Genomic DNA, 24,601 nt, shown 5'->3' on the forward strand with positions numbered 1-24,601 from the left:
CCCAAAATGAGCAAGCTAGGCAATGATGAAGTATTTATACAGCATTTCATGCCCGACGCGAGCGACAGCAGAAACTATGCGATGCTCTATGACAAAAAGTTAAAAATGGCATATTGGGTAGCTTACCCATTATACAGCAGCATCCTCGGATCAGGCAATCGTACAGATGCTTGGGGATATGATCCACAAGTCTCAACTGCGTTTCAACCTAATCTATTTAATGGTTTCAAGCCAACAGGCTACGATAGAGGCCACCAATTGCCAAGTGCAGACCGCAACCTAAATACCACCCAAAATAAAACAACGTTTTATTTTACCAACATGACAGCACAAGCTTCACGTCTCAACCAAGGGATATGGGCAAACCTAGAAACGAAAGTCCGAACCTGGACGGCACAATGTGACACGATGTATGTCGTAACAGGAGCAATGCCTACCACAAGCACCAACACCGTGTTGGATTTTGCGCAAGATAACGACGGAAAAGATATCGCCAAACCCAAATATTACTTCAAAGCATTAGCCATGAAGAAAGGGTCCGAATATTATACTCTTGCCTATAAGATAAACAATGAAACCCCTCCTTCAGGAGTAACCTTCGAAAATTATAGATTAACCGTGAGCGATCTCGAAAAAGCAACCGGCTTCACATTTTTTCCTGATCTAAATGATACACAAAAAGGAAGTATAAATACCTCCATTTGGAAATAATTAATAAACGATTTAGTCATATCAATTCAGTTTAATTATGAAAGTAAACCAACTTTTATTCCTAGCGACTGCGGCAGCTGCCGTAACCAGCTCTTGCCAAAAGGCACCTGTTTCAGAACAAGAAATCACCAAAGCGGTGACTTTTTCGTCAACCATCTCCAATCAAGTGACCACAAAAGCTGCTGGCACAAATTGGGAAAGCAACGATGCAATCGGTGTTTTCATGAAAACCGGTAGCGGTCTAAGCAATGCATTGGCAAGCAACAAGCAGTATGTAACGACAAAAGGAGATGGTAATTTTAGCGCAAGCAACACTACGGAAGAAATCAATTATCCAGCAGATGGTTCCAATGTAGATTTTATTGCCTACTATCCTTACCAAACAGCAATCACAAACAACATTTATCCAGTTAATGTAGCTGATCAAACCCAACAAAATAAAATTGATCTATTATACGCGAATAACGTAACTGGAGCCAACAAGAATAAACCAAATGCGCAACTGCAATTTGGCCACAAACTCAGCAAAGTCGAATTGACTATTGCTGCTGGAACTGGTGTAAGCTCTTTAACTGGTCTTACCGTAACTTACAACGGATTTAATACTACAGCGAACTTCGACCTAGCAACAGGTACATTAGCTGCAGGTGCTAATCCAGCTGCCATCAAAGCAAAAACAACAGCAGGAACAACAACAACAGCGGCAGAGATTATCTTATTGCCTGTAGCTAGCGTTGCCGGTGCAAAAGTTGAATTCAAAATTGGTAACGAGATCTATACCTGGACTTTACCATCATCAACAACTTACGAAGCGGGTAAAAAATACAGCTACAATATCACTTTACAAGAGCAGGCTGGAAACAATGCTGCTATTGTGGCTTCTGGCAATATCACAGACTGGACCGATGTACCGTCGGGTTCATATGTGATCGGTAAAGACGAAGATAATGGTGGTACAACTGATCCTGTAGAACAAACATTGTATGAAGAGAATTTTGGTGAAACAACAGTCTCAAACATTAAGATTGCGTCATTCAACGGCTGGTCAAATACTTCTGTAACTTATGCAGATCAATTTGCTGTATCTGATATTCGCTACTTAAAAAGTGGAGAAAATCAAACAAATCACGTATGGCTACCTGCTAATAAGGAAGCTGAATTAGCGATCAGCAACATCAATACAGAAAAAGCTGCTAAATTGAAACTTACATTTGACATCGCAGCCAATGTATTCAATGCAGGTACGAAATTCGATGTAAAAGACTTGTCGATAGATCTAAATGGCCAAAAATTCAGCGCCATTTCCAAAGTATTGTCGAAAGACAATAATGATGCAAATATTTTTTACACGATAGAAGTTGATCTTTCGGCGGCAACATCAGTTCCTGCTAGCTCCAAATTAACATTCTCAACGACAGCAACAAATAATACAGTTGGTATCCGTATTGACAATATTTCTCTTAAGGGCCAAAAATAAAATACAATAAAAACATCCTCAAATGCAACACATCTAAAATGTGTTGCATTTGTCATCTAAATACATTTCACTATTTAACCTCAAGCTATGTATAAAAAATACATACTTTTTGCCCTCTTATCTGCTGCCAGTACACCTATATTTGCCCAAAGGGCCAATGTACAGGGTATTGTCCGCAACCAGGTGAGCAAAGAACCTTTCTCCAATGTACGTCTCGTCTTTGAGAAAAATCAAAAGTCGGTCGTCACCGATTCCAAAGGGAACTTCAGTCTACCGAAGTTAAACTCGGGCGAGGAAACCATCCTGATTACAGGCGGAAATATCCAGGAAACCAAAATTACCGTTCAGATCCCGGCCTCCGGCCTGCTCAAAATGGAAGATATCTACGTGCTTCCAAGTACCGACAACGACAACATGGTACAATTAAGCATGGCTGCCGATGATCTATTGGACGATGACAACGAATCTTTCGACCAAAACATTGCAGCCAAGATTATCCTTTCCAACGACGTGTACGTCAACAAAATTGGTTATCAGCTCTCTCAATTCCGTTTTCGCCTCCGCGGATACAACAACCGCTACGAACAAAAATACATCAACGGCGTACACTTCAACGACCAATTGCGCGGAGTCTTCAACTATGCTTCCATTGGTGCCATCAATGATTTGACCCGAAATGGAGACCAAGACAATGCTATGGACGCCTCGACCTTTACATTCGGCTCCATCGGCGGTTCCGAAAATATCAATATGCGCGCCAGCGCCTTCGCCAAAGGAGCAAAAGCAACAGCCACATACACCAACCGCAATTATTATAGCCGGGGTATGCTGAGCTATTCGACGGGACTAATGGACAATGGCTGGGCATTTACAGGCTTAATCGGTGGTCGTTATGCTGACAAAGGAAACATTGAAGGTACATTTTACAAAAACTTCTCCTACGCACTTTCCATCGAAAAACAATTCCAGCAAGGCAAACATAGTTTATCACTGGTCACCTTTGGTTCACCGGTAGAGCGTGGCCAACAATCTGGTTCTTTCCAGGAAGCCTATGATCTCCTCGACAACAACCTATACAACCCCAATTGGGGCTATCAAGACGGAAAAATCAGGAATTCGCGTGTCGTCACTGCTTATGACCCTACAGCAATCCTTTCACATATCTGGAAAATCGATCCAAATACAAAACTAACGACAGGTATATCGCTGCACTATGGCAAATACGCCAGTACTGCATTGAACTGGTACAGAGCAAAAGACCCAAGACCCGACTACTACCGCAATTTACCTAGCTACTATACACAGCAAGAGGATATTGACAAATATACCGAAGCATGGAAATCCAAAGCAGTATCTCAAGTCGACTGGGCCAGTTTATATAATCAAAACAAGGAAGCCGTAATGAATGGTGAACTTTCAGCGCTATATATGGTCGAAAAACGTCACAGCGACCTGCTGGAAAGTAGTTTCAATTCAACGTTAAACAAAACCATTAACGAACATTCCAAATTAACGGCCGGCATTGCAGTTAAAGGCTCACAATCACAGCAATATAAAACAGTGGACGACTTGCTAGGTGCTGAATATGTGTTGGACACCGATAAATACGCAGAACAGGATTTTGGACAAGGAGCTTTACCAGCCCAGAATAACCTGTTAAATCCAGATTTCAAAGCTCGTAAAGGTGATACCTTTGGTTACCGCTTCAATATCAATATGAAATCGGCAAATGCGTGGTTACAAAATGAATACAGCTATTCGAATATCGATTTCTTCTATGGGACACAACTTTCCTATACCAGTTTTGAACGGATTGGTTATATGAAAAATGGACGTTTCCCAAATGATTCTTATGGGAAAGGAGAGGAACATCATTTTATAGACTATGCATTTAAAGGGGGGATGACCTACAAATTCAACGGACGTCATTTGTTGAATGCGAAAATCAGTTACCAAACCAAGGCTCCTCTGGCCAATGATGCCTACATCTCACCACGTGTAAGTGATTTCACCTTAGCAGACTTAAAAAGTGCAAAGATCTTCTCAACAGATATTAGCTATATTTTCTCCTTGCCAAAGTTGAATGGACGCTTATCGGTATTTCAAACTAATTTCACCGATCTCATTAGCCGTCAAAGTTATTACAACGATGCTGCCCGCACCTTTATCAACCACGGTTTACAAGATATGGATCAGATTCATCGAGGGGTTGAGTTAGGCTTAACATACAAGATCGATAACAACTGGAGTATCGATCTTGCCGCTACAAAAGCCGAATACTACTATAGTAATAATCCAATGGGAGTGATGAACTCTGAAAATGGGTATATCAATGGTATTCCTGCCACTAATGTGAGTGAAACAGTATACCTCAATAATTATTATATTGGGGGAATGCCACAAACAACAGGAACATTTGGCCTCCGCTATTTTGTCGATTATTGGTTTTTTGGGGCCAATGTAAACTATGCGGGCGATATGTATTTAGCCAAAGCGCCCCTTCGCCAGTTAATGTCCAACTATTCGACGATCAGTCCCGATGATACAGAACTTTACGAGGCATATCAAAATTTAACGCATCAAGAGAAATTTAAGAACAGTGCGACTGTAGATCTTTCTATCGGAAAGATTCTATACCTAAAAGATCGTGGTAAATCAATCAACTTCAATTTGGCTGTCAATAACGTATTAAACAACAAAAACATCCGAACAGGCGGTTACGAAAATGCACGTCTTGACATTACTGCACCTAGTAAATTTAATTCGAAATATTATTATATGCAGGGAATCAACTGTTTTATGAATGTATCCTATAGATTTTAACTTCAATAATCATGAATAAAAAAAATATACAAGCTGTCTATACCACGATGTTATCGGTCATCTGTGTCGGACTTATCTTATTTACCAATGCCTGTAAGCGCGACTATGAGGAACCGCCATTGACTGAACCGATCTATAGTGGTCCAGGTGCTAACATAACAATAGGAGCATTAAAAGAAAAATATGCCAACATTACCGATCCAAAAGTAATCGATGAGGATCTGATCATTAAAGCACTGGTGACCGGAAACGATATTTCGGGTAATATCTACAAACAATTGTACATCCAGGATGAAACCGCAGCCATTAATATCGGCGTCGATCAAAATAGCGTTTATTCATCCTTCAGAGCTGGCCAAGAAGTTTACGTTAACCTAAAGGGTTTATCCATGGTCAAATATGGAGGTGAATTGCAAATTGGTTTTAGTGGAACCAATGCGAATCGTATCTCTTGGCTTGTTTTTCAAGAGCACGTACTACGAAATAAGTGGTCTGATGCAACAAACCTATCACCCTTGGAAGTTGATCTTTCTAAATTAGATGCTTCGATGGTCAACAAGTTGGTCATCATTAAAAATGTGCGTTTTAATAATGGTGGTGTCAATGCCTTCGCCGGTGGAACGGCGACTGTTAGTGAAGTAGTCAAAGATGCGAATGGCAAAACATTGGATGTGCGCAACAGCAACTTCTCCACATTTGCCAAAGAGATTCTACCAAAAGGAAAAGGAACATTAATAGGTATTTTAGGCCGTTACAATGGTGGTTGGCAGCTCTTCTTACGTGATAAAACAGATGTTGTTGACTTTGATGGAACCGACGCCGGAACAACACCAACGGACCCTGAAACTGGAGGAACAATCTTCAGCGAAACATTTGGTGATGGTACGTATCCAAGTGGCAACCGCCCAAAAATTGCGGACTTTACAGGGTTTGACATGAAGTCTCCAGTAACTTACACCGAAGAAAGCGGCTCGGCAGATATCCGCACAGCGACAGGAATCAGTGCCTCGGTATGGCTTCCGGCAAACAAAGATATAACACTGAAAATCGCCGGAATCCAAACGGCCAACAAAGCAGATCTTACGCTGAGCTACCAGCTCGTACCTAATATTTACAATGTTGGTGAAGCGACCAACCTCAATGCAATGAAGGTGAAGGTCAACGGAACAACTTATACGATTCCAAGCACACCTGTAGCGATCAACTCAACAGACGATCGCAACAAATACTATACAATCAGTATTCCGAATATCACAGCAGCAGCAACAAGTACCGTCGAATTTATAATGACTGGCGCTGACAATGCATTTGGCTTCCGCTTAGATAATATTAAAATCGTAAGCGCAACTGGCGGAAACGGTACAGACAATACGATTATCGTTACTAAATAAATAAAAGATGAACTATAAACACATCAGCTGTATTTTACTTCTCCTTTTATTTGCTGTACACCCGAGTTTCGCACAGAGTAATCGTCGGGTTTACCCCATCGCCTTCTACAATCTGGAGAACCTATACGATCCTGTAAAAGATTCCACGATCAATGACGATGAGTTTACGCCAAAGGGAGCCAATACATGGACAGAAGCGAAGTATCAGCAAAAAATAAAAAACATGGCACGAGCGATTCGTGCCATCGGTTCACCTAGTTCTAGTCTGGGTCCCATTGCTCTTGGTGTAGCCGAAATTGAGAACCGTCGGGTTTTGGAAGATCTTACACGAGATCCCCAGCTCCGTGAGCTGGGATTAAAGATCGTTCATCACGATTCTCCTGACCGTCGCGGTGTGGATGTCGGGTTCCTTTACAATCCTGAATTCTTCACTCCTTTTAATGACAAGGTTCATCCGTTCAACCTACCGGAAAACCCAGGCTTTAAGACGAGAGATCAACTCTTGGTATCCGGTACGATTGCTGGAGATACGGTACATATCATTGTCAATCACTGGCCTTCGCGTTATGGCAATAAATCTTCTGAACTCCGCGAATTTGCAGCCGGAATTACCAAAGGCATATGCGATTCGTTATATCGTGAGAACCCCGAGGCCAAGATTATTATTATGGGCGATTTAAATGATGATCCCAAAGATAAAAGTGTAAAGGAAGTATTGCAGGCCAAGAAAAATCCGCAGGATGTACCTGCTCAGGGCATGTATAATACCATGTGGAAGTTTTACGATAAGGGAATTGGCTCTCTAGGTTATCAGGGACAATGGAATCTCTTTGATCAGATCATCATTTCCAGACCTTTATTGGACAATAAAAACAAAGGCTTACGTTTTGTCAAAGCAGAAATCTTCAATCGGGACTTTTTGGTTCAACAGGAAGGCCGCAACAAAGGCTACCCACATCGAACATTTTCTGGGGGAGTATTTATCAATGGCTACTCAGATCACTTTCCAACATTGATCTATTTGGTAAAATAAGCTAAAAAACAACTTGTTTTGCTCATTACCTCGTAAGGTTAGAATATTCCGATAAGTAATAGAAGGAAGTTAACGAGAACAAACTCCCTTCAAAAAAAGGCGGGGAAATCTTAAATAGATTTCCCCGCCTTTATAATTAAAAAAATTCAATTTAATAACCAAAGGCCTTAAACTCGCCTAAATGTGTAAAATCATCACCTGCATCTTTTGGTTTTGTCATGGTCACCCGAATATAACGCCCATTAGTAATTTTAGGTAATATATAATATTGCCAATTGCTATTTGTTGGATCAAATGACAGATTTGAAGCTACTTTTGTGAAGGTGATTCCATCCAATGACGTTTCTAAATCATATTGAATAAAACCGTTACTTGCTCCAGATCTTCTGATCATTCCAATCTTAGAAATGAATCGTGCCTTGCCAAAATCAATTTTGAACCAATGCGGAAAAGGAACGGATGGATCATACTGTGAATGCCAGAAGGACGTTATATCGTTATCTATTAACGCTTGAGCGCCTCCCCCATCATCAATCTGAGAATCTGAAACAGTTGCAATCCAATTGGATCGATCGGTAAACTCAGCCAGAGCTCCCGGAGCTTGCTCGATAACTTTGCTTGCTTCAACTTTCAGTTCGGCATCAGCAATAGTAAGTTTAAATGAAATAGGTTTTGTTTCATCCAACAATTTATCAATAGTTATGGATTCTACAGCTGCTCCCTCCACATTCTTTGTTCTTTGTTCCCCTTCTACCGTGTAGGTAATTGTATATTTCAACGAGCGGTCAAGAGTCTTAGGAAAAGTGAATTTTACTCCACCATCGATTGGCTCGCTTTGTATATTATCAAGTTTATACTTTACTTCATAGGGCAAGGGCTTTAATACCGTAGTGGTCACTTTTGAAGATGTCCCATCTTTTGTAAAATACTGAATAGCGAAATCATAGGATTTATATTCACTCAAATGAATAATGACGGGTTCTTCAAACTTGGTAAGTTCTAATTTTTTCTCTGTGCCATCCGTATAAGTGATGGTCGCTTTTGTCACACGATCACTCAGCTGTGGAAAATAGATTTCAACATTTTGATTAAATGCAAAAATGTAGGTCAAACTAGAAGGGCGAGCAGTAGGACGTTTTTCACTAACGACGACTTCCTGTTCCGACTGCGAGGGAAATACGAGTTCCTCTTCTTTACATGCCTGAACAGCCAATAGCACACTACCAACCAAAAGGCATTTGCCAATTACTACTTTAAATTTTTTCTTCATTGTTCAGTATCCTTTAGGGCTTTAAGAATTCGATTTCATACTTATTAAGGAAAACCTGACCGTCCAAATTCCAGTCTTTATGTGCCTGTAATTCCAACCAATAGAAAATTTGGGTAAACATGTCAGCAGGTTGGATTAAAACCGTGTTATTCTGATCGACAAAAGGTAAGGTATTTCCTGAAAGGACAAGCCGTGAGGCCCCTTGTGCGGCAATACTGGGGTTTCCAGTCACCTTGTTCATAAATGAATTGTTTACCAGACCATCCATTGGCCAATAACCAACAAGATTAGGATTGTTCAATTCAGCATCTGGAATACCGACACGATTGGCATTTTTCTTCAATGTTGCTTCGTCCATAGCTTTGTTATAAATGTGCACATCACATAACTGCATATCTACGGCTAGGCCCGAAAAAATATAAGGGAAATAACCAAAAGTCAAGCCAGTAGCACTCGTAACATTATTAAGATTCATCGTCGTACTAGTCGCTTCCCCCGTTTTTAGACCATTGACATACACTTTGACTGTAGGCACATTATTTACCTTAGCGACTGTTGCCGCAATATGTGTCCATTCGCCGACAGATGAAACAGGTCCCATTCCTGGCTGTACATTCGTGCTACCATCCGCAACAAAAAATGTTAATGCACTGCCTGATTTAAAAAATGCCCATCCTGCTGTCGATCCTGTCCGAGAAGCATTCTTGCCTAGAAAAGGAGCATTACTGGCATAATCAAATTTACCGTCCACAGGATTCATTTTAATCTTTGCTTCAACTGTCAATTCACCTGTTTTAGCAACTTCGTAGATAGATTCATTTGCCAAAACTGGATTATTTCGACCACGAAAAGCATTAGGTCCATACCCACCAAAAGAAGTTTGACCGGCGTCATAAAAACCATAAAAACGCATAGATTTCATAATATCTGCTTTCAGTTCTAACTGTTTGAAATTATTATTCTGGAAAATAGCAAATATGTTCCGTTCGGCATACGAATCCCCGCCATACACTTTATCTGTTCCACCGTGATTACTTGTAACAATAACCAGCCAGTTTTCATAAGGATAATTCTTCCGTGCTTTTAAAGCCTTCATAATCTCCCCGATATAACCATCCACTTTCTTTACCGCATCAACATAGCCAGAATTTCCAGAAGAAAATCCTCCAGCTATACCTGCCTGCAAAACATCTTTAAATTGTACAACTGCCAGCCCTGGATTCTTTTTTCCCAGCAGGTCTACTACTTTATTTTTAACCTCTTCATCCGTTTTGACATCTGTTGCTTCGTCAGCGCTGACCAAAAGTTTAGTCGTAATTGCCTGATCACGGGCCACTACATACGTTTTCGTCGTCGGAGAAATTGTTGAAATTCGATATAAGATGGAAGGATAACCCGCAGCATTATGATGCGGGTCATTTTCGTCCGGTTTTGGAATATACGAATCATCTTCAATCTGATGCTTATCCTGTGTTACCCCAGACATCATTGACGTCCACGTGGCCGCATCCTTTGTATTCTCATTTGCAATTGCTTCAAATGAATATTTACTTGTTTTCAGCAACTCCGCAATATTCGTGGGCATGATCTTTTTCATCTCCAACCCCACAGCCCCATCAATGGAAATAAATAAGACTCTTCTCTTCACGGTCTGGTCTACCCCTTGATCGTAATCTTCATATACTGCCGCCGGATTTGCATACTTTGTACAGCTTGCTAAGGTGAATGCCGCTCCTAAAGCGATCAAAGCAAGTTTTTTCAGGCTATATTTTCTTTTCATATTACTCCGCTTAAATATCATAAAACACACCAATTTCGGCCAAGGCGACGTGAACAGCTCCACCTAGGTTTTGATCCGGGAACACAAACTTGACATACTGAGCTTCCACAATACTAGAGAATGCAAATTCGCGCATAGCGTTGCGCTGTGCTGTATTTTCGGCACTTTGAGCCAATGTATAAGTTCCCATTTCCTTCCAGTTCTTACTGTCACTGCTAATCAACACTTTCACTTTCGTTTGATAGGTAGCACCCTGACGATTTTGAATATAGAATCCCTTAAAAGCATTCATCTCATTCATGTTTAGCGTTAATTCAACAGGAAGGGTTGTTGGAATACTACAACCAGACCAGCAGGTATGCCAGTAAGTATCTGCTTTACCATCTGTTAATGCTGCAAAAGTCCCCAAACTTTCATTCGTCGCCGTTGCAACATTCGCTGTGAACGTAAAAAGATTGCTTGGCAATTTATATTTGGTCGGTAGCGGTGTATCGCCACCAGTAAATGTCAATGGGTTATACTCCCATAGTGTTGTTTTCAACGGGGGATACAGATTCCGAATTTCCCGCTTTGCCGAAGCACTGACAGGAATACCCCAAGCTATAAAGAAACGATTGAAGTCTGTCCCAGCAAAATGACAAAGCTGACGATAAAAATAATCTCGTTTCGCTTGTTCCAACGACGTCGAAAAATTCTCATTCCGAGCTTTTGCATAAATATAAGGGAAGAAATCCCAGCCTAATTCACCATTTTTCCCCTTTACTTTATCAAAAATCTGCAGAAATGGGGTCAAGCGTGCAAACACCACGTTATTTGGGGAACTGAGTCCATAACTAAGCGGTATATTTGAGAAATTCTTCGGCACGTTATCTTTTGCGAAAGCTAATCCTGCCGGTATTTCAGTTTTTAAAGCCGGATGAAATGAAAGCCGGTCAGTATTACCTCGTTTTCGCGCAGCATTGAAAATAAACAGGTTATTTGTCGTCTCGCCCAGATCACTCCAACTCCATGCAAACACTGCCTGATAATTGTGTCCAACCTCATGATATGTTCCCCAAGAAGTTCCCTTTTTAATAGTATTCGGATTAATCAGCTCATCAAGCCAGTATTCATCTTCCTGCATGACCCATGGACTACCGCTGTGCGCATAACCTGCAGACGGATGAATATCCATGACACCCCGCTCCCAAAACTCAGGGTAGCGGTTAATAATATCTGGAGCATTACGGCTCAATCCCATCCAATCGTAGTAATCTTCTTCATACGTTTTATCCCAAAGCTCCAGCGCCTCATCAATATGATCTGCCCGGCCCGACTGAATAAAACGGGAGACAAGCGAGCGCGGCACTGAAAAAGCCACGTGTTTGCCGATCAGATCCATCCAAGGGACATCACTGGCCATAACATCCTTTTGCCACTGTGCAATCGTACTTTTCCCTAGCACAAAATCCGTCGCTTTAACCGCGCCAGCAACTTTTAGTGCCACAGGTGATGGTATTGGTTTTTCATTGATAATCCAAATTGTTCCACCATATAAATTGCGGACATAGTTGACACCTGGAAAAAGCTCTTTACGGGTATAAATAAGGGCATCACGGCGAGGGGCATCTTTTCCCGCTATATTGTCCTGGTGTACCCCCAGCTGAACCGTAAGTCCCATTATTCCTTGGGGAACAGTTATCCGCACGACTTCTCCTGCCGGTGCATAGAGTCCGGTACTATAATAAGGTGCTGGCGTCGCCTGAACTTTAAACTCATTTCTGTCCACATATTGCTTATTCATCAATAATGTCACCGTTGTATCCATCACGCGTTTAACGCCATCACCTACAAGACCGGGATAAATCCGAGCACGTGTATACAAGCTCTTATCGGGTCTACCCATTGTGGTGTCTGTTAAAATCTCGGAAGCAGTGGAGTCCCCAAGCTGATAACCATCTTTAAAGTCATAGCCATATTTGCTGCAGGATGAGGCCAAAGAAATCATCCCTGCAAATACTCCCATTATATATATCTTATTCATATTGGTTAGTTCTAATGATTACTTTCTGATTTGCACATACGCTGGACTCCAGCTTTTTCCGTCCAAGTTCCATGCGCTTTCTACGGTTATTCCCAGCCATTGATAGACCATAAAAGGAACGTCAACCGCATTTGGAACTTGTCTAAAAAATGATCCTTCGATCGGAGGTTGAAAGAAAGGAACCAATTCATTGAAACTTGTCCATGAAACCGGCCCCTTAAGCGCTAGATCTCCAGCACCTTTTTTTGTTTTCTCCGTAAGCTTACTTGTATTCACATCGCCATAACCTGGCCAGTATCCCTGAAGATTACTCCAAAATGGAAAGGATTCATCAATATGTGTTACACCACCATAGCGTTTTACCTCATCATGAGTAAAGGCACGGTTATAAATTTGTAAATTACAAAGCGAAAGATCACAGCCCGTATTTCCATCACCTGGGCTGTATCCGATACGTAGTGGACTTGTGTTGTCAAAATTACTGTTAGCAACCACATTTTGCGAAACCTTACCTGTTATCGAATTTTTTGTACCGTCGGTATACGTATACACCGAATCTTGCGTACCGCTACGTTTAATCACAACAGTAAGTGCATGCCATTCACCATCATTGATATAGTCCCCAAAAGTCTGATTGGCAAAAGAACTATTGAAGCCCCAGCCTCCACTTTCTGAAAAAATATTCCAGCCGTTTCCGCTGAATCCTTGCAAACGCTTCGCAAGAAAAACTGCATAGTTATAAGTCGTATTGGGACTGTTGTGTTTTGCAAAAAAGGTAATCGTCCAATCTTCACTTGCACTTACGTTAAACTTGTTCGGATCAGTCAGCTGACCATATACCTGATTATTGGCGGCATAGGTGTAGCGTGTAGCATTGCCTACAAAAGGAATATCTTTTGCACTCGGCCGAGGGATAATTTTCCGCGTAAATTTAGGTGAGTATAACAATGTATAGGTACTCCGCTCACTATCTCCATATGCTGTAAAATCGCTCTCTGAGTTTTTAGTTTTGCCTCCTTTGCCTGACGTAACGATCACTAACCAGTTTTCATTGGAAATCGATTTTCGGCCTTTAATTGCATCCACCAATTGTTTAATTTGTTTATCTGCGTTTTGAACAGCACTGACATAACCAGCCGACTCACTTGTATAACCGCTCACAACCCCAGCTTGCTCAACTTTTGTAAGATGAACCACATTTAAGTCGGCAGAATCGGTCTGCATCCCCTTTAACGCATCGTTCACTACAGCATTATCATCAGCACCTATCTGTACAGTCGCATTTTTACCTAAGTAAGTACCATACGCTGACGATGAAGTATAAAAATTGGAACGATGCGCTTCATTTTTCAAGCGCTCAAAAATCGTTGGATATTGCGGATTTAATGTACTGATATCTCCAGATGTAACTCCTGTTTTATCACTGTTAACACCAGTCAATAGTGATGCCGCAACAGAAGTATTCGTTACTTTAAAATCCGTAGTCGGATCAGCTAAACTGCCATAGGTTACCAATCCATTGCGTGTCATGAGCGTCATGTTTTCAGGTTCGATATCCTGTACTACAGATCCAGACAACCCATCTACGATAACCAATAGAACCTTGTCCTTGCTTTCGGGACTATCTTTCGCCTCATTAAAATTCTGGAGCAAATTTGGAAAATCCTTATTACAGGCAACCAAAAGAAGAATTCCTCCGATTCCCCAAAGGGTATTTTTTATCATTTTTATATACTTATTCATATTCGGTTCCATAAAAGGTTAATCCTTGATTTCCATCTTAAAGACATTTCCAACACGGTCGGCCCCATATTGCCAAATACTTCCACCAATCAATAGTGCTGGAAAGCCCAACGAAGAAGTCGACTCTATAATTTTATTTGCACTGCCAGTAAAAGGAGACTGGTTATTATATTTTTGCAATAAGGTACCGTCCTTTTCCAATACCAAGAAGCTCGATCTCTTAATTGAATTATAGCTATCGAAGGTCCCCTGAGCTACAATCCGACCATTATTCAGCATCTGTGCAAAGCTGACCATTCCTGTGCCCATATCTCCCAGTACAAACTGATCATCTATACTACCATCCGGATTCATTACAGCAATCCCTTTTACTTTCCCATTCGCCCCCAAACCACTGAACACGCCCGCTATCAGAATTTTCTTTAATTTTGCATTATAACTTACGTCAAATACACGATCGACTGTTCCGCCTAAATTAAAGGAAGGATCTATACTGCCATCTGCTTTAATACAGACGATGCCATGTGCGGGCTGCCCATTAAAAGTTGTGAATGGCCCAGCAAGAATTACACGCTCATTGTCAATCAATTCCGCATCAAAAATCGCCGCATTTGCTCCTATATTATTTATCATATAACTTGAATCTAACGATCCATCCGCTTTCAAACGCATAATATGCTTCACTTTCGTAGCAATTGGACGTTTATTTGTGCGGGACGAATAGGTATAATCTATCTTATAATGATTGTCAAAATTCCCAACCGCAATGACGCGATTATCTGATACCCCAAAAACCTTAGAGACACTACCCGTAATCCCTGCATTAAAGGTACATACCGTATCGCGTCCATCCAGTGGATTTCCAGTTGTATTAATGACATCCACAATTTTAGAATCAACGGCTCCATCGGCATTAAGTCGCACAAGGCCAAAAACATTGGTTTTATTAAACTTATTGAAGAGGCCACTTAATAGAAACTTCCCATCGCTCATTTTAGTCACAGAGCTTACATATCCATTTGCGCCCTCGCCAAACGTCATTGAGGTTGAAGACTTTCCGTTACCATCAATAAAATGAATAGCATTCCGAAAAACCGTCTTATCTACCGCCTCATTTTCAAAATTGTTAAACGCACCGGTCACGATGTAACCGCCGGCGTTAGGCAAAATATCAGACACAATCGAGGAGAATCCATTCACCATACCGTAGTTGACATCTCTGGAAACATTCCCGTCGATCTCAAGCCGTGGTCCGTAAAATACCTGCCCATCGGCTTCGATCTTCGCGTCACCCGAAGAAATTTGCTCCGGGACCCTAATGGTTACCAAAGAATCTTTTGCACTGACGACTTCCATTTTCGTATTATTGACATAGAAGTTAAGTTTGCCAAGGTATGGTTCAATGCCTTTGACATAAAAGTCAACCAATTCGCCGGGTTTTGCCGTACCTGGCTCCGAATAGCTTTTATAAAATCCAATGCCAAGCGATCCTTTTCCTCCCGCATAAGGATCTGTACCCAGGGCAATATCCTTACTGCAGGAACTTATTGCAAGGCAGGACAGTAAACCCAGCTGGTATCCTATTTTTGTTTTTAATCGTTTCATCATAATTCAGTCAAATCAATTAATTTGGTAAAACGCCGATCGTGTATGCATCACCGGCAAAAAGAGATCCCACAAAACCTAAGGTATGTTTTGAAAATTGCAAAACATGCAATACACCATTGGTCGGTTGAATATCCGATGTGGCCACAGGTGCTGTAACAAATGGCGTAAAATATTCCTGTATATCACCCGGAGATGTTATTGAATAAGGGAAATTGAAATACAACTGGCGATAGCCTGCATATTTAATCACCTGATCGTTTGAACGAACATCGTTATATAATACCCCTATATTCATGTCTGAACCATCGTAATTTTTGTAAACCCCACCTGGATATGCTGCCAGATTGATCGTGTCAATCTGTGTAAAATCCTTCGATAAGTATTTTCCTTTGAGGATGTATTGTCCCAGGTATTTACGCCAGACCTGCGGTTTGATCTGCTCCAGTTTTTTTATTGTATCCTGACCTGAGATATATAATGTTCGGTTGAGTCGCCAAACAGCTTTTAGGATTGTTGGATCCGGAGGGGCAAAAAAGGTCACCTCTTCTTTTTTTAACACCTCATCCAGTTTAGAAATCTTCAAAGCCACCATCAATGTATCAAACAGATCGGGGCGGCTCTCCAAGTATTGCCATACTGTACCATCAAATTTTGGATTATGAACTCCTGTATCGATAAAATCATCTTTTTTACAAGCAGCGATCCCCAGTATCATCAATGCCAAAAACAGAGTTAGTTTCAATAAACTTTTCATCTTTCTTCCTTTCTTAATTCCAATAATTATTTAAACGCATATAAGGATTGTTATCCATTGCAGACTTATCAATAGGCCATGTCCATCCACCAGCATTAAATGCACCCACCGACATCGGTGCCATAGTATATTCTGTATTCATAACCTTTTTGGTCCGCACCAGGTCATAATAAAAATTTCCTTCGCCCAACAGCTCCCGAACACGTTCCCACCAGATTGCATCTTTGAGCTCATCCCCTGACAGCGAAATTTCAGAAGCATCGGCGCGTTTACGAATAACATTGACTACTGTACGCGCTTCCTCATCGCGATTTAATTCTGCTAAGGCTTCTGCACGCAAAAGGATTGGATCAGAATAGCGAAATATCATCTGATTATCATCCGGATTGTTGTCCTCTCCTTCTTCCATAAATACATTGGAGAATTTCAAACATTGGAAATCGCCGTTCGTCGAATAAATATCCTTATCAAACCAATAGGTTTTACGTAAGTCAGCTTCTGCGACAGGGTACATTTTTTCCATAAATTTCGGATCATAGTAAATATAGGATTTCGATGTTACCTTATTTGGAGCATGTAACACATAATCCGAATAAGAAGCTGATAAATGGAAGCTCTCCCCATAGTTAAAATTTTGTACAATTTCAAATAAACCTTCTTTGGTACGGCCTTTGAAAATTTCCTTGGTTCGTTTTAGATCTAGTAATTCGTAAGCCCCTCCGTTCTCCTCCATCAGTTCTTTTCCCAAAGCAGCTACTTTCTCATAATTGATGGATTTATCTTCGGTTGTAAATCCTGCAATCCACATATTAATATGCATATTCAATGCAAGGGCACTACCACGCATAGCTTTAACAGCAATTACAGAAGGATCATCGTAAGTCCAGGGAAGATCTTTATAGGTAGCATCAAGATCGGCTGAAATATTTTTCAGAACAGTCACCATGTTCGTTCGCGGCAATGGGTTGGTGTTCACATCCGTATAGTAAGGCACATCACCATAGAGACGCACCATAAAAAAGTAGGCCAAAGAGCGAAGAAAGATCGCCTCTGCCTTATAGGCGCTCTTTTGCCGCTCAGACAAAAACGGCATATCTTTATTATCCAACTGATAGCAAACAATATTTGCATTCTGGACCATTTTATAAAAAGTGTTCCATTTCGTTATTCTTGGAAAACCGAAATAAGTATAATTTCCTTCCATCGCGAAAAGTGTGGATAAATCGTTGCTTCGCAAATAACTAATATAATTTCTTCCCACTCCACTAGTAGCACTTGTTCGGTTAGTGGGCGCACAACGCAAGTCGCCAGAAGCGGGGAAGAAGATGTTCGTCATGGTTGCTTCCCGGAATGTAGAATAGATTCCGCCCATATATTGCTCGACATCCCCCTTATTGGTCCAGTAATTATTACCTGTTAATTTATCAATCTGTGTAATATTCAAGAAATCCTTACCACAGGAGCCTAGCATCAAACTAGCTCCAAGTAATGCTGTATATATAAACTTTCTTTTCATGAGATTTTCATATTAAAATTGTACACTGACCCCCAATGAATAGGTTCTTTTGCTCGGATAGCCATTGGATCCATCCCTTCCTACGCCAGTCACCAACTCCGGATCAGGTCCCGAATAATTGCTAAAGGTGAAGATATTACTTGCAGTAAAGTTGAGTCGTGCAGAAGTCAAACCATAACGCTTTAACCATATCCGGTTAAAATTGTAGCCTACTGTCGCTGAACTCAATTTCAACCATGAACCATCTTCCAAAAACATGGTCGAATTATAACGGTATGGGTTATAGAGAGACAAACGTGTAAAATCAGATACATTCGGGTAATCTGCATTATCACCTAACTGGCGCCATACATTGTAAGCATCCAATGGAACATAAGCGCCTGGAACATATTTCAAATCGCCCTCTTTAATCCCTGTTGGTCTATCGTAATTACGAAAACGGTCTGCCAAGGCAGTATTCAAAATATCCCGATCCAAGGTATAATTGATCTGCGTACGCAAAGACCAATTTTTATAACGCGTATATAAACTAAACCCGCCAGTTACTTTTGGCTGCGCATCACCAACGAATATTAAGTCATTCTCATCTAAAATGTAATCGCCATTCAGATCCGTAAAAATGGGATCCCCTGCACGGAAGTATTTCCCATCTGAAAGCGGGCCACCTGCGCGGTACCGTTGTCCCGTCAATGGATTCACTGGGACCTCATCATCCGATTTGTATACCCCCTTATAATCGTATAAAACGAAGGTAAGCGGATTTCTTCCCAATCTAAAAAGTTGTGGTAGATCGAATCCTGAGTCGTCTGCTTGTATTAATTGTCTAGCCCCATCAGGCAATGCCGTTGTAAAACCTCTATTCAAAGCAAATGTCGCTGTACCTGTAAAGTCCCAATCTTGATTCTGAAAACGCGGACGCACATTAATTGTCAATTCATGCCCCATATTAACCATTGCGGCTTCATTTGTGAGCACATTTTCAAAAGCATTATGGTTAGCGATCTTCTTCGAACGTAAGATTTTATCAGACTGCTTATAATAGGTCTCATAGGTAACGTATAAGGCACTGTTGAAAAAGCCTAGTTCAGCGGCCACAGACCATTGTGTTGTTGTCTGCGGAACGAGTCCTGTATTCGGGGCATTTTTTAGATCAAGGGAGGTTGTCGGCCTATTGTTATAACGGCCGTCATCGACCTTATACCATCCATATAGATCGGCCACTGTGCCCGTTGGGGAAATCGTACGACCTACCGATCCACGCAAGAAACCAGTGTCCCACCAATCCAAATCTTTCATAAAACTCTCTTTCTTGAAATTCCAGCGAAAACCGAGTGAAGGATTTGAGGACCATGGGGATGACCCTCCCGTAACGGAAGTACCATCCACACGGTAAGTCAGGTCAAGAATATATTTTGAATCGTAGTTGTAAGAGAAATTACCTGCATAGGCGATAGAACGGAAATTAGAAAGATTATTAAGTAAGCCCCCTAAAGTTTTACGTGTGTCATAACTAATGCCAGTTTGGAATTGATCGTTGGCAGTCCCTCTAAACTTATTCAGGTTTTCAGAAGATGATGAAATTTCCATTTCTGAGAATCCATAGACATTGATCATATGTTTTTCACCAAACGTTTTAACCCAAGACAATAGGTTACGGTTATACACCTTACTCTTGTTCTGATAATAACCATATACCTCTGAGCTATTTCCTAGTAATAATTCGGGAGTAAATCGATCTTTTGTTGCAGTTGTATAATTGTAATTAAGGGTAGAAGTTGCTCTTAAACCTTTAATAGGTTCATATTGCAATTCGACCTGAGCTACGTAATTTCCAGTTTTATTGTCATCGTTTACATTTAGTGCAGACAGTGCATCAATACTACCCGAATAAAGTGACGGAGCAGGGTACAATGAAGTTGTATTGGCGGACTTTCCAACCCCAGTTTGCATTGTTGCATTACCACTTCCCATTCGATTTTGTCCTAAATTGGCATTCACATTGGCCATCATCCGAAAGCGGTCATTGGGTTCATATTGCATATTGGACTGTACCGTATATCGCTTGAATCCTGTATTTGCGATGATACCATTTTCATCGTAATAATTCATATTCACTTTATAGTTAAACACACGCTCTCCACCCGAGATGTTCACATTATGTGTCTGATTATAGGTATTTCGATAGAAATAGGATTGCCAATCCGTCGAATTGTTGTAATACGGATTTAAACTATCTGCCAGCATCGGAGAATCATTAATCCGCTGAATCGCTGCTGCTAGCGTAGAATCATTCATTAAAATTTGCTCTATCCGAACCATACGTTCACCCCGACCTCCAATCACTTTACGTAAGGGAGGCACCGCACTCATAAATCCTTGAAATTGATATTGCACTAGTGGAATTTTTGAGTTTCCTCTTTTAGTCCGTACCTGAATAACGCCATATGCGCCCCGTGAGCCATAAAGCGCTGTGGCCTGTGCATCCTTCATTACCGTTATATCTTCGATATCTTCTGGTGGAATCATCGAGATGGGCGAAACGCCAGGGCCTGCTGTTTCAAAGCCATACTCGTATCCGGAGTTATCATCAATAGGGACACCGTCAATGACAAATAAAGGTGATGTTGGTGTCAAAAAGGTATTATCGCCGCTTCCAGACACATTAAAATTGGAAATACCGCGTACCGCGATCGATCCACGCATCCCAGGGCTACCTGTATTATTCTGGATATTCATCCCCGCGACTTTCCCTTGTAAAAGATCCACAAAATTACCCGAAGGAATATCTTGGATTTCCTTTCCTGAAATGGTCACAACGGAGCCCGTTAAGGTTTCGCGTTTCCGTTGCTGATACCCTACAACCACTGTTTCTTCAAGTTCATGTGTGGTCATCTGCATCACGATATTATACTCCTTTTTTGAATCGCCTACGGCCTGTCTAACCGTAGCATATCCCTGATAAGAAAATAACATAACACCTTGTGCGGGCACCGAAATAACGAAGCGTCCATCGTCACCTGTTTTGCCCAGATCCCTTTTGGGAGATTCCAGTTTAATGGATACTCCAGCCAAAGGCCTATTATCATTCCCTTTTACCGTTCCCTTTATCATCGTGGACTGTGCCATTGCCGAATTGGTTAGCACATAGGTAAAAAAGAGTATTAGTATACATAATTGTTTCATAATTCTTAAGCTAAATTAACCGGTCACTATCAATCAAATTTTGGCGCTTCATGTGGAAATCGGAACTGGATCTCCCAATCCCCCTCTTCATATATTGCAAATGGAATGGCAAAAGCACATAATTCCAGATAGCCAAGATTCCCTTTTCTTCTATACCCAAATACCAAATAGGCCGCGGTTCCGTTTCCAAGTGTATATTCTGTCTCGATACGAGCTAAAGGAATCGGGTAAGCAACATCGTAAACTACTTTCTTATCAACCATCCTAGAATTAAATCCATGAACCAGCTTCGGCCAATCGGTCTCACTAAACTTAGCGGGATCTATTGGATTATTTAATGAATCCAAAAAACTAATGGTCAGTGTCTTAGCCCCATTTCCCCTATTTTCAGTTTTATTCATATAAACTCGAATATCGGCGGGCCCCAATGGTCTTCCCGTTCGCGCGCCAATCATATTTGACACAATAGCATTGGTATAGGGATAAGAAGACGAACCTGTAATTGGATCCTCAATACTCGGTTCATAAGGCTGTTCACGGAACGGCTTTAATTTAAAATTACGCAAGTAACGTCGTCCGCCAGAGTTGCTAACTTCAATATCAAATACATAACCCGAATCCGGCTGTGCTTTAACAAAAGCCGAGCGGGCAGATTGCCCCCAAAAGTTGATATTGCCTGAATGCTCGAGAATTTCTAATAAGGGACGATATTCAATTTTTCTTTTCGCTTCAATCTCTGCGATACTTTTTTCAAGACCGGTATAAGCTTCTTTCCAAACTTTGACTGGGAACTTATCGTTAAACACGGTCGCGGGTTCCCCATCTAAATCACGTACATTGACAATCTTAAAGCTTAGCGGTTGTGAGGTATTCTGTCCAATGCTGACAATGTTGTTGTAAAAAGTATTTCTACCCAGCATTGGTGTGAACTCAGTTGTGTTGTATACGATATCCTCGCCTAATGAATCTTGATCGGTGGGTATATTTTTTTTACACGCTCCCAGGACCAATAATCCCAGACAAAACATCGCTATATTTTTTACGGAAGTATAAAATTTCATCTTCATGATGCTAGTTGTTTAAGAGTTTGGCCAATTTGCTGAATCCAAAATTGTGGCTCGGTGCCAAAATATGTAGCATACCATTGGTTGTTCGAATATTGACAATGGATGTATTACTTTCCTGCCAATACCTTTTAAATATAGAGTTGTTCATATCACTGAGTACAAGCTGCTGCTGCCCACCGCCAACGATTCCAGAGGCAGAAGTAACTTTATATTGTATGGTCATCCGATATTTATCGATAGAAAGCACCTCTTTTCCTTCAACAAAGTCCCGTAAAGCATCTGTATCATAGATTCCATCAAAAGCATAGTGATAGGTTAATGTGTCCAAAATAGTTTTTGGAATATCTTCCAAATACATCTTTGAGCGATTTGAGGCTTGACGTACGGCATTTAACGCTTCAATTGCATTCGTAAAACTGTTATTTGTCGAAGCAAAGAATGTTGTTTTTTCCGACGCATTACCAAGCTTTGCCCGCAAATCCGGCACACGTTCCAAGACCAATAACAGGGAGTCGTAGGTTGATCCTTGCTCCTCCAGAAATTGCAGGGTCGTACCATTGTACTCCGTATACTTCAGACTATAGTTTTCATAGTAGGTGTTCCCTTTTTTACAAGCGGTAAATCCAAGTAGGATGCATAGCAAAAAACATCCTATATAGTATATTCTTCTCATCATGGTTAGTGCTTTGGTTATTTCCAATAGGAATTTTGTTTCAACTTCGAATTTCGAGATAATACATCTGCTGATATCGGCCAAAAAATTCCACCATTTTCAATCAAAGTGTTCAGCGTAGGATTGTTTTTCTTGATTTTAGCAAAACGAATTTGATCATACCATCGCCATCCCTCTCCCATCAGTTCGCGACGACGTTCCAAGAATATCTCTCCTAACAAGTCTTTTGGCGATGATGAGATATAAGGCTTCAATCCGCGTTGTGCTTTGACTTGATTCAAGTATTTTATCGCTTCATCCCGTTGGTTAAGCACCGTCTTAGCTTCTGCATACAATAAGAAAATTTCCTCTAAACGCGTAAATACTAAGTTTGAACCAAATATTGAAAAATCAGAGTCTCCTGCACCATTTCGTATCACTTTAACCTTACTAAAAATGGGTATATCGCCGTTATAATTGGTAAAATAGTTGGTCCGAATCAGTCCTGAAACAGAGTCAATACCAAAACGCGTGTCATTGGGATCATCAAAGATGGCATTGATTGTATCACGGTTAACATAAATATCCGGCTTAGCCTTCGTTACAATCGGATACCCCAATGTCAACGATTCCAGATGACCTGTATTTGTTGCTTCTCCAAGCTCATAAGACGAGCGGATCGCCAAAATCTGAGCGCGCGTGCTAGGACCAAATAAACCGTCCGTCGGATTCACAAGTGAAGGTACATTTAACAAAGCCAGATTAGCCTTTGTGTAATTATCAATCACAAATTTTGAATAGACATCCGCATTGATATATTTTCCCTGCCAAGCGGCAATATGTGCCAGAATAGAATAGGCGGTGATTTTATTCACCAAAACTCCACTCCAAACAGATTCTGACTCGCCGTAATAAGTTTGCTGACCAACAGCATATCGATAAGGTAGATCCTCAGCCGCTTTAAGCAATTCCTCCTCAGCAAATGCTAGTACAGTAGATTCAGAAGATTGTGCCACTTCAGCAAAGCTCCCATTATCATAGGAATCCTTTAATAAAGGAACCTCGCCCCAGATGCGTACCATATAAAAGTACATCAGCGCTCGAATGCTACGGGCTTGGCCAATATCATATTTCAGATCCCGTTCGGTATAACGGCTATCTTTTTTCAAGACTTCCGGCGCACGCTCAATAAATAATGAGGCCGCATTAATTACCGCGTAAAAACGTCGCCAGTCCGTCAAGTCCTTTATAAGGGGATAAGAAGCTTTCAGTTTATTTTCCTGAACAACACGTAAATCAGCTCGCGAATAGGAATTAAAATCACCATAACGCATCTCACCATACACCCAGTGTCCATAATTATCGACCATAGCCGCACGCATCAGACCATAAATACCCATCAAATGTGCACGGGTGTCAGATACAGATGCCCATTCCCGCCCCTCAGCACCAACATTACTGGCTACTATATCTAATTTTTTATTGCAAGAGGAAAATAACATCGACATACTCAGCATGAGCACGAGGAATTTCCCCCATTGATTATATCTTTTCATATTAAACATTCAAT

16 protein-coding genes are annotated in these 24,601 nt (G+C 41.0%); 5 read left to right on the forward strand and 11 right to left on the reverse strand.

Going from position 1 to position 24,601, the window contains the following annotated elements:
- The 5 genes from ACHWSC_RS12485 to ACHWSC_RS12505 all read left to right on the forward strand — a co-directional run.
- Positions 1-711 (forward strand): DNA/RNA non-specific endonuclease (locus ACHWSC_RS12485; RefSeq protein ID WP_394676973.1); only part of this gene is annotated, 711 nt, incomplete at its 5' end.
- A gap of 37 nt (positions 712-748) precedes the next feature.
- Entirely contained in the window at positions 749-2,188 is a 1,440-nt protein-coding gene (locus tag ACHWSC_RS12490) for a fimbrillin family protein (protein WP_394676974.1), read from the forward strand.
- Positions 2,189-2,275: 87 nt separating this feature from the next.
- Positions 2,276-5,011, forward strand: a complete 2,736-nt coding sequence (locus ACHWSC_RS12495; RefSeq protein WP_394676975.1) for a carboxypeptidase-like regulatory domain-containing protein — start codon at positions 2,276-2,278, stop codon at positions 5,009-5,011.
- Between the two features lie 11 nt (positions 5,012-5,022).
- Positions 5,023-6,402, forward strand: coding sequence for a DUF5689 domain-containing protein (locus ACHWSC_RS12500; protein WP_394676976.1), 1,380 nt, complete (start codon positions 5,023-5,025; stop codon positions 6,400-6,402).
- A gap of 7 nt (positions 6,403-6,409) precedes the next feature.
- The gene (locus tag ACHWSC_RS12505) at positions 6,410-7,435 is read left to right on the forward strand and encodes an endonuclease/exonuclease/phosphatase family protein (RefSeq protein WP_394676977.1); all 1,026 of its coding nucleotides are present in this window, start codon (positions 6,410-6,412) and stop codon (positions 7,433-7,435) included.
- A gap of 151 nt (positions 7,436-7,586) precedes the next feature.
- On the opposite strand, the gene ACHWSC_RS12510 is transcribed toward ACHWSC_RS12505, so the two are convergent.
- Genes ACHWSC_RS12510 through ACHWSC_RS12560 form a run of 11 tightly spaced genes read right to left on the reverse strand, consistent with a single transcriptional unit; the run spans position 7,587 to position 24,587 of the window.
- Positions 7,587-8,705: a discoidin domain-containing protein gene (locus ACHWSC_RS12510; RefSeq protein WP_394676978.1), complete on the reverse strand. Its 1,119-nt coding sequence runs from the start codon at positions 8,703-8,705 to the stop codon at positions 7,587-7,589.
- A 13-nt stretch (positions 8,706-8,718) separates the two neighbouring features.
- On the reverse strand, positions 8,719-10,485 hold the full coding sequence (locus tag ACHWSC_RS12515) for a LamG-like jellyroll fold domain-containing protein (RefSeq protein WP_394676979.1): 1,767 nt from the start codon (positions 10,483-10,485) through the stop codon (positions 8,719-8,721).
- Between the two features lie 10 nt (positions 10,486-10,495).
- Positions 10,496-12,508 carry a M60 family metallopeptidase gene (locus ACHWSC_RS12520; RefSeq protein WP_394676980.1) on the reverse strand — a complete coding sequence of 671 codons (2,013 nt, stop codon included), beginning with the start codon at positions 12,506-12,508 and terminating at the stop codon, positions 10,496-10,498.
- 18 nt (positions 12,509-12,526) lie between these two features.
- Positions 12,527-14,233, reverse strand: a complete 1,707-nt coding sequence (locus tag ACHWSC_RS12525; protein ID WP_394676981.1) for a DUF4983 domain-containing protein — start codon at positions 14,231-14,233, stop codon at positions 12,527-12,529.
- Between the two features lie 36 nt (positions 14,234-14,269).
- Positions 14,270-15,859 carry a DUF5008 domain-containing protein gene (locus ACHWSC_RS12530; protein ID WP_394676982.1) on the reverse strand — a complete coding sequence of 530 codons (1,590 nt, stop codon included), beginning with the start codon at positions 15,857-15,859 and terminating at the stop codon, positions 14,270-14,272.
- A gap of 16 nt (positions 15,860-15,875) precedes the next feature.
- Positions 15,876-16,613, reverse strand: coding sequence for a fasciclin domain-containing protein (locus tag ACHWSC_RS12535; protein WP_394676983.1), 738 nt, complete (start codon positions 16,611-16,613; stop codon positions 15,876-15,878).
- A 13-nt stretch (positions 16,614-16,626) separates the two neighbouring features.
- On the reverse strand, positions 16,627-18,129 hold the full coding sequence (locus tag ACHWSC_RS12540; RefSeq protein ID WP_394676984.1) for a RagB/SusD family nutrient uptake outer membrane protein: 1,503 nt from the start codon (positions 18,127-18,129) through the stop codon (positions 16,627-16,629).
- Between the two features lie 12 nt (positions 18,130-18,141).
- Positions 18,142-21,312 carry a SusC/RagA family TonB-linked outer membrane protein gene (locus ACHWSC_RS12545; protein ID WP_394676985.1) on the reverse strand — a complete coding sequence of 1,057 codons (3,171 nt, stop codon included), beginning with the start codon at positions 21,310-21,312 and terminating at the stop codon, positions 18,142-18,144.
- Between the two features lie 29 nt (positions 21,313-21,341).
- Positions 21,342-22,379, reverse strand: coding sequence for a DUF5007 domain-containing protein (locus ACHWSC_RS12550; RefSeq protein ID WP_394676986.1), 1,038 nt, complete (start codon positions 22,377-22,379; stop codon positions 21,342-21,344).
- Between the two features lie 4 nt (positions 22,380-22,383).
- Positions 22,384-23,055 (reverse strand): hypothetical protein, encoded by a 672-nt coding sequence (locus ACHWSC_RS12555; protein ID WP_394676987.1) that lies wholly within the window; start codon positions 23,053-23,055, stop codon positions 22,384-22,386.
- 14 nt (positions 23,056-23,069) lie between these two features.
- Entirely contained in the window at positions 23,070-24,587 is a 1,518-nt protein-coding gene (locus ACHWSC_RS12560) for a RagB/SusD family nutrient uptake outer membrane protein (protein ID WP_394676988.1), read from the reverse strand.
- Positions 24,588-24,601: the final 14 nt, after the last annotated feature.

Origin of the sequence: uncultured Sphingobacterium sp., assembly GCF_964277905.1 — a bacterium.
Classification (GTDB): domain Bacteria; phylum Bacteroidota; class Bacteroidia; order Sphingobacteriales; family Sphingobacteriaceae; genus Sphingobacterium; species Sphingobacterium siyangense.

Bases quoted from the DNA above. Each gene is read 5' to 3' on its own strand.
- ACHWSC_RS12490 (WP_394676974.1), top strand. From the start codon at position 749: ATGAAAGTAAACCAACTTTTATTCCTAGCGACTGCGGCAGCTGCCGTA.
- ACHWSC_RS12495 (WP_394676975.1), top strand. From the start codon at position 2,276: ATGTATAAAAAATACATACTTTTTGCCCTCTTATCTGCTGCCAGTACA.
- ACHWSC_RS12500 (WP_394676976.1), top strand. From the start codon at position 5,023: ATGAATAAAAAAAATATACAAGCTGTCTATACCACGATGTTATCGGTC.
- ACHWSC_RS12505 (WP_394676977.1), top strand. From the start codon at position 6,410: ATGAACTATAAACACATCAGCTGTATTTTACTTCTCCTTTTATTTGCT.
- ACHWSC_RS12510 (WP_394676978.1), bottom strand. From the start codon at position 8,705: ATGAAGAAAAAATTTAAAGTAGTAATTGGCAAATGCCTTTTGGTTGGT.
- ACHWSC_RS12515 (WP_394676979.1), bottom strand. From the start codon at position 10,485: ATGAAAAGAAAATATAGCCTGAAAAAACTTGCTTTGATCGCTTTAGGA.
- ACHWSC_RS12520 (WP_394676980.1), bottom strand. From the start codon at position 12,508: ATGAATAAGATATATATAATGGGAGTATTTGCAGGGATGATTTCTTTG.
- ACHWSC_RS12525 (WP_394676981.1), bottom strand. From the start codon at position 14,233: ATGATAAAAAATACCCTTTGGGGAATCGGAGGAATTCTTCTTTTGGTT.
- ACHWSC_RS12530 (WP_394676982.1), bottom strand. From the start codon at position 15,859: ATGATGAAACGATTAAAAACAAAAATAGGATACCAGCTGGGTTTACTG.
- ACHWSC_RS12535 (WP_394676983.1), bottom strand. From the start codon at position 16,613: ATGAAAAGTTTATTGAAACTAACTCTGTTTTTGGCATTGATGATACTG.
- ACHWSC_RS12540 (WP_394676984.1), bottom strand. From the start codon at position 18,129: ATGAAAAGAAAGTTTATATATACAGCATTACTTGGAGCTAGTTTGATG.
- ACHWSC_RS12545 (WP_394676985.1), bottom strand. From the start codon at position 21,312: ATGAAACAATTATGTATACTAATACTCTTTTTTACCTATGTGCTAACC.
- ACHWSC_RS12550 (WP_394676986.1), bottom strand. From the start codon at position 22,379: ATGAAGATGAAATTTTATACTTCCGTAAAAAATATAGCGATGTTTTGT.
- ACHWSC_RS12555 (WP_394676987.1), bottom strand. From the start codon at position 23,055: ATGATGAGAAGAATATACTATATAGGATGTTTTTTGCTATGCATCCTA.
- ACHWSC_RS12560 (WP_394676988.1), bottom strand. From the start codon at position 24,587: ATGAAAAGATATAATCAATGGGGGAAATTCCTCGTGCTCATGCTGAGT.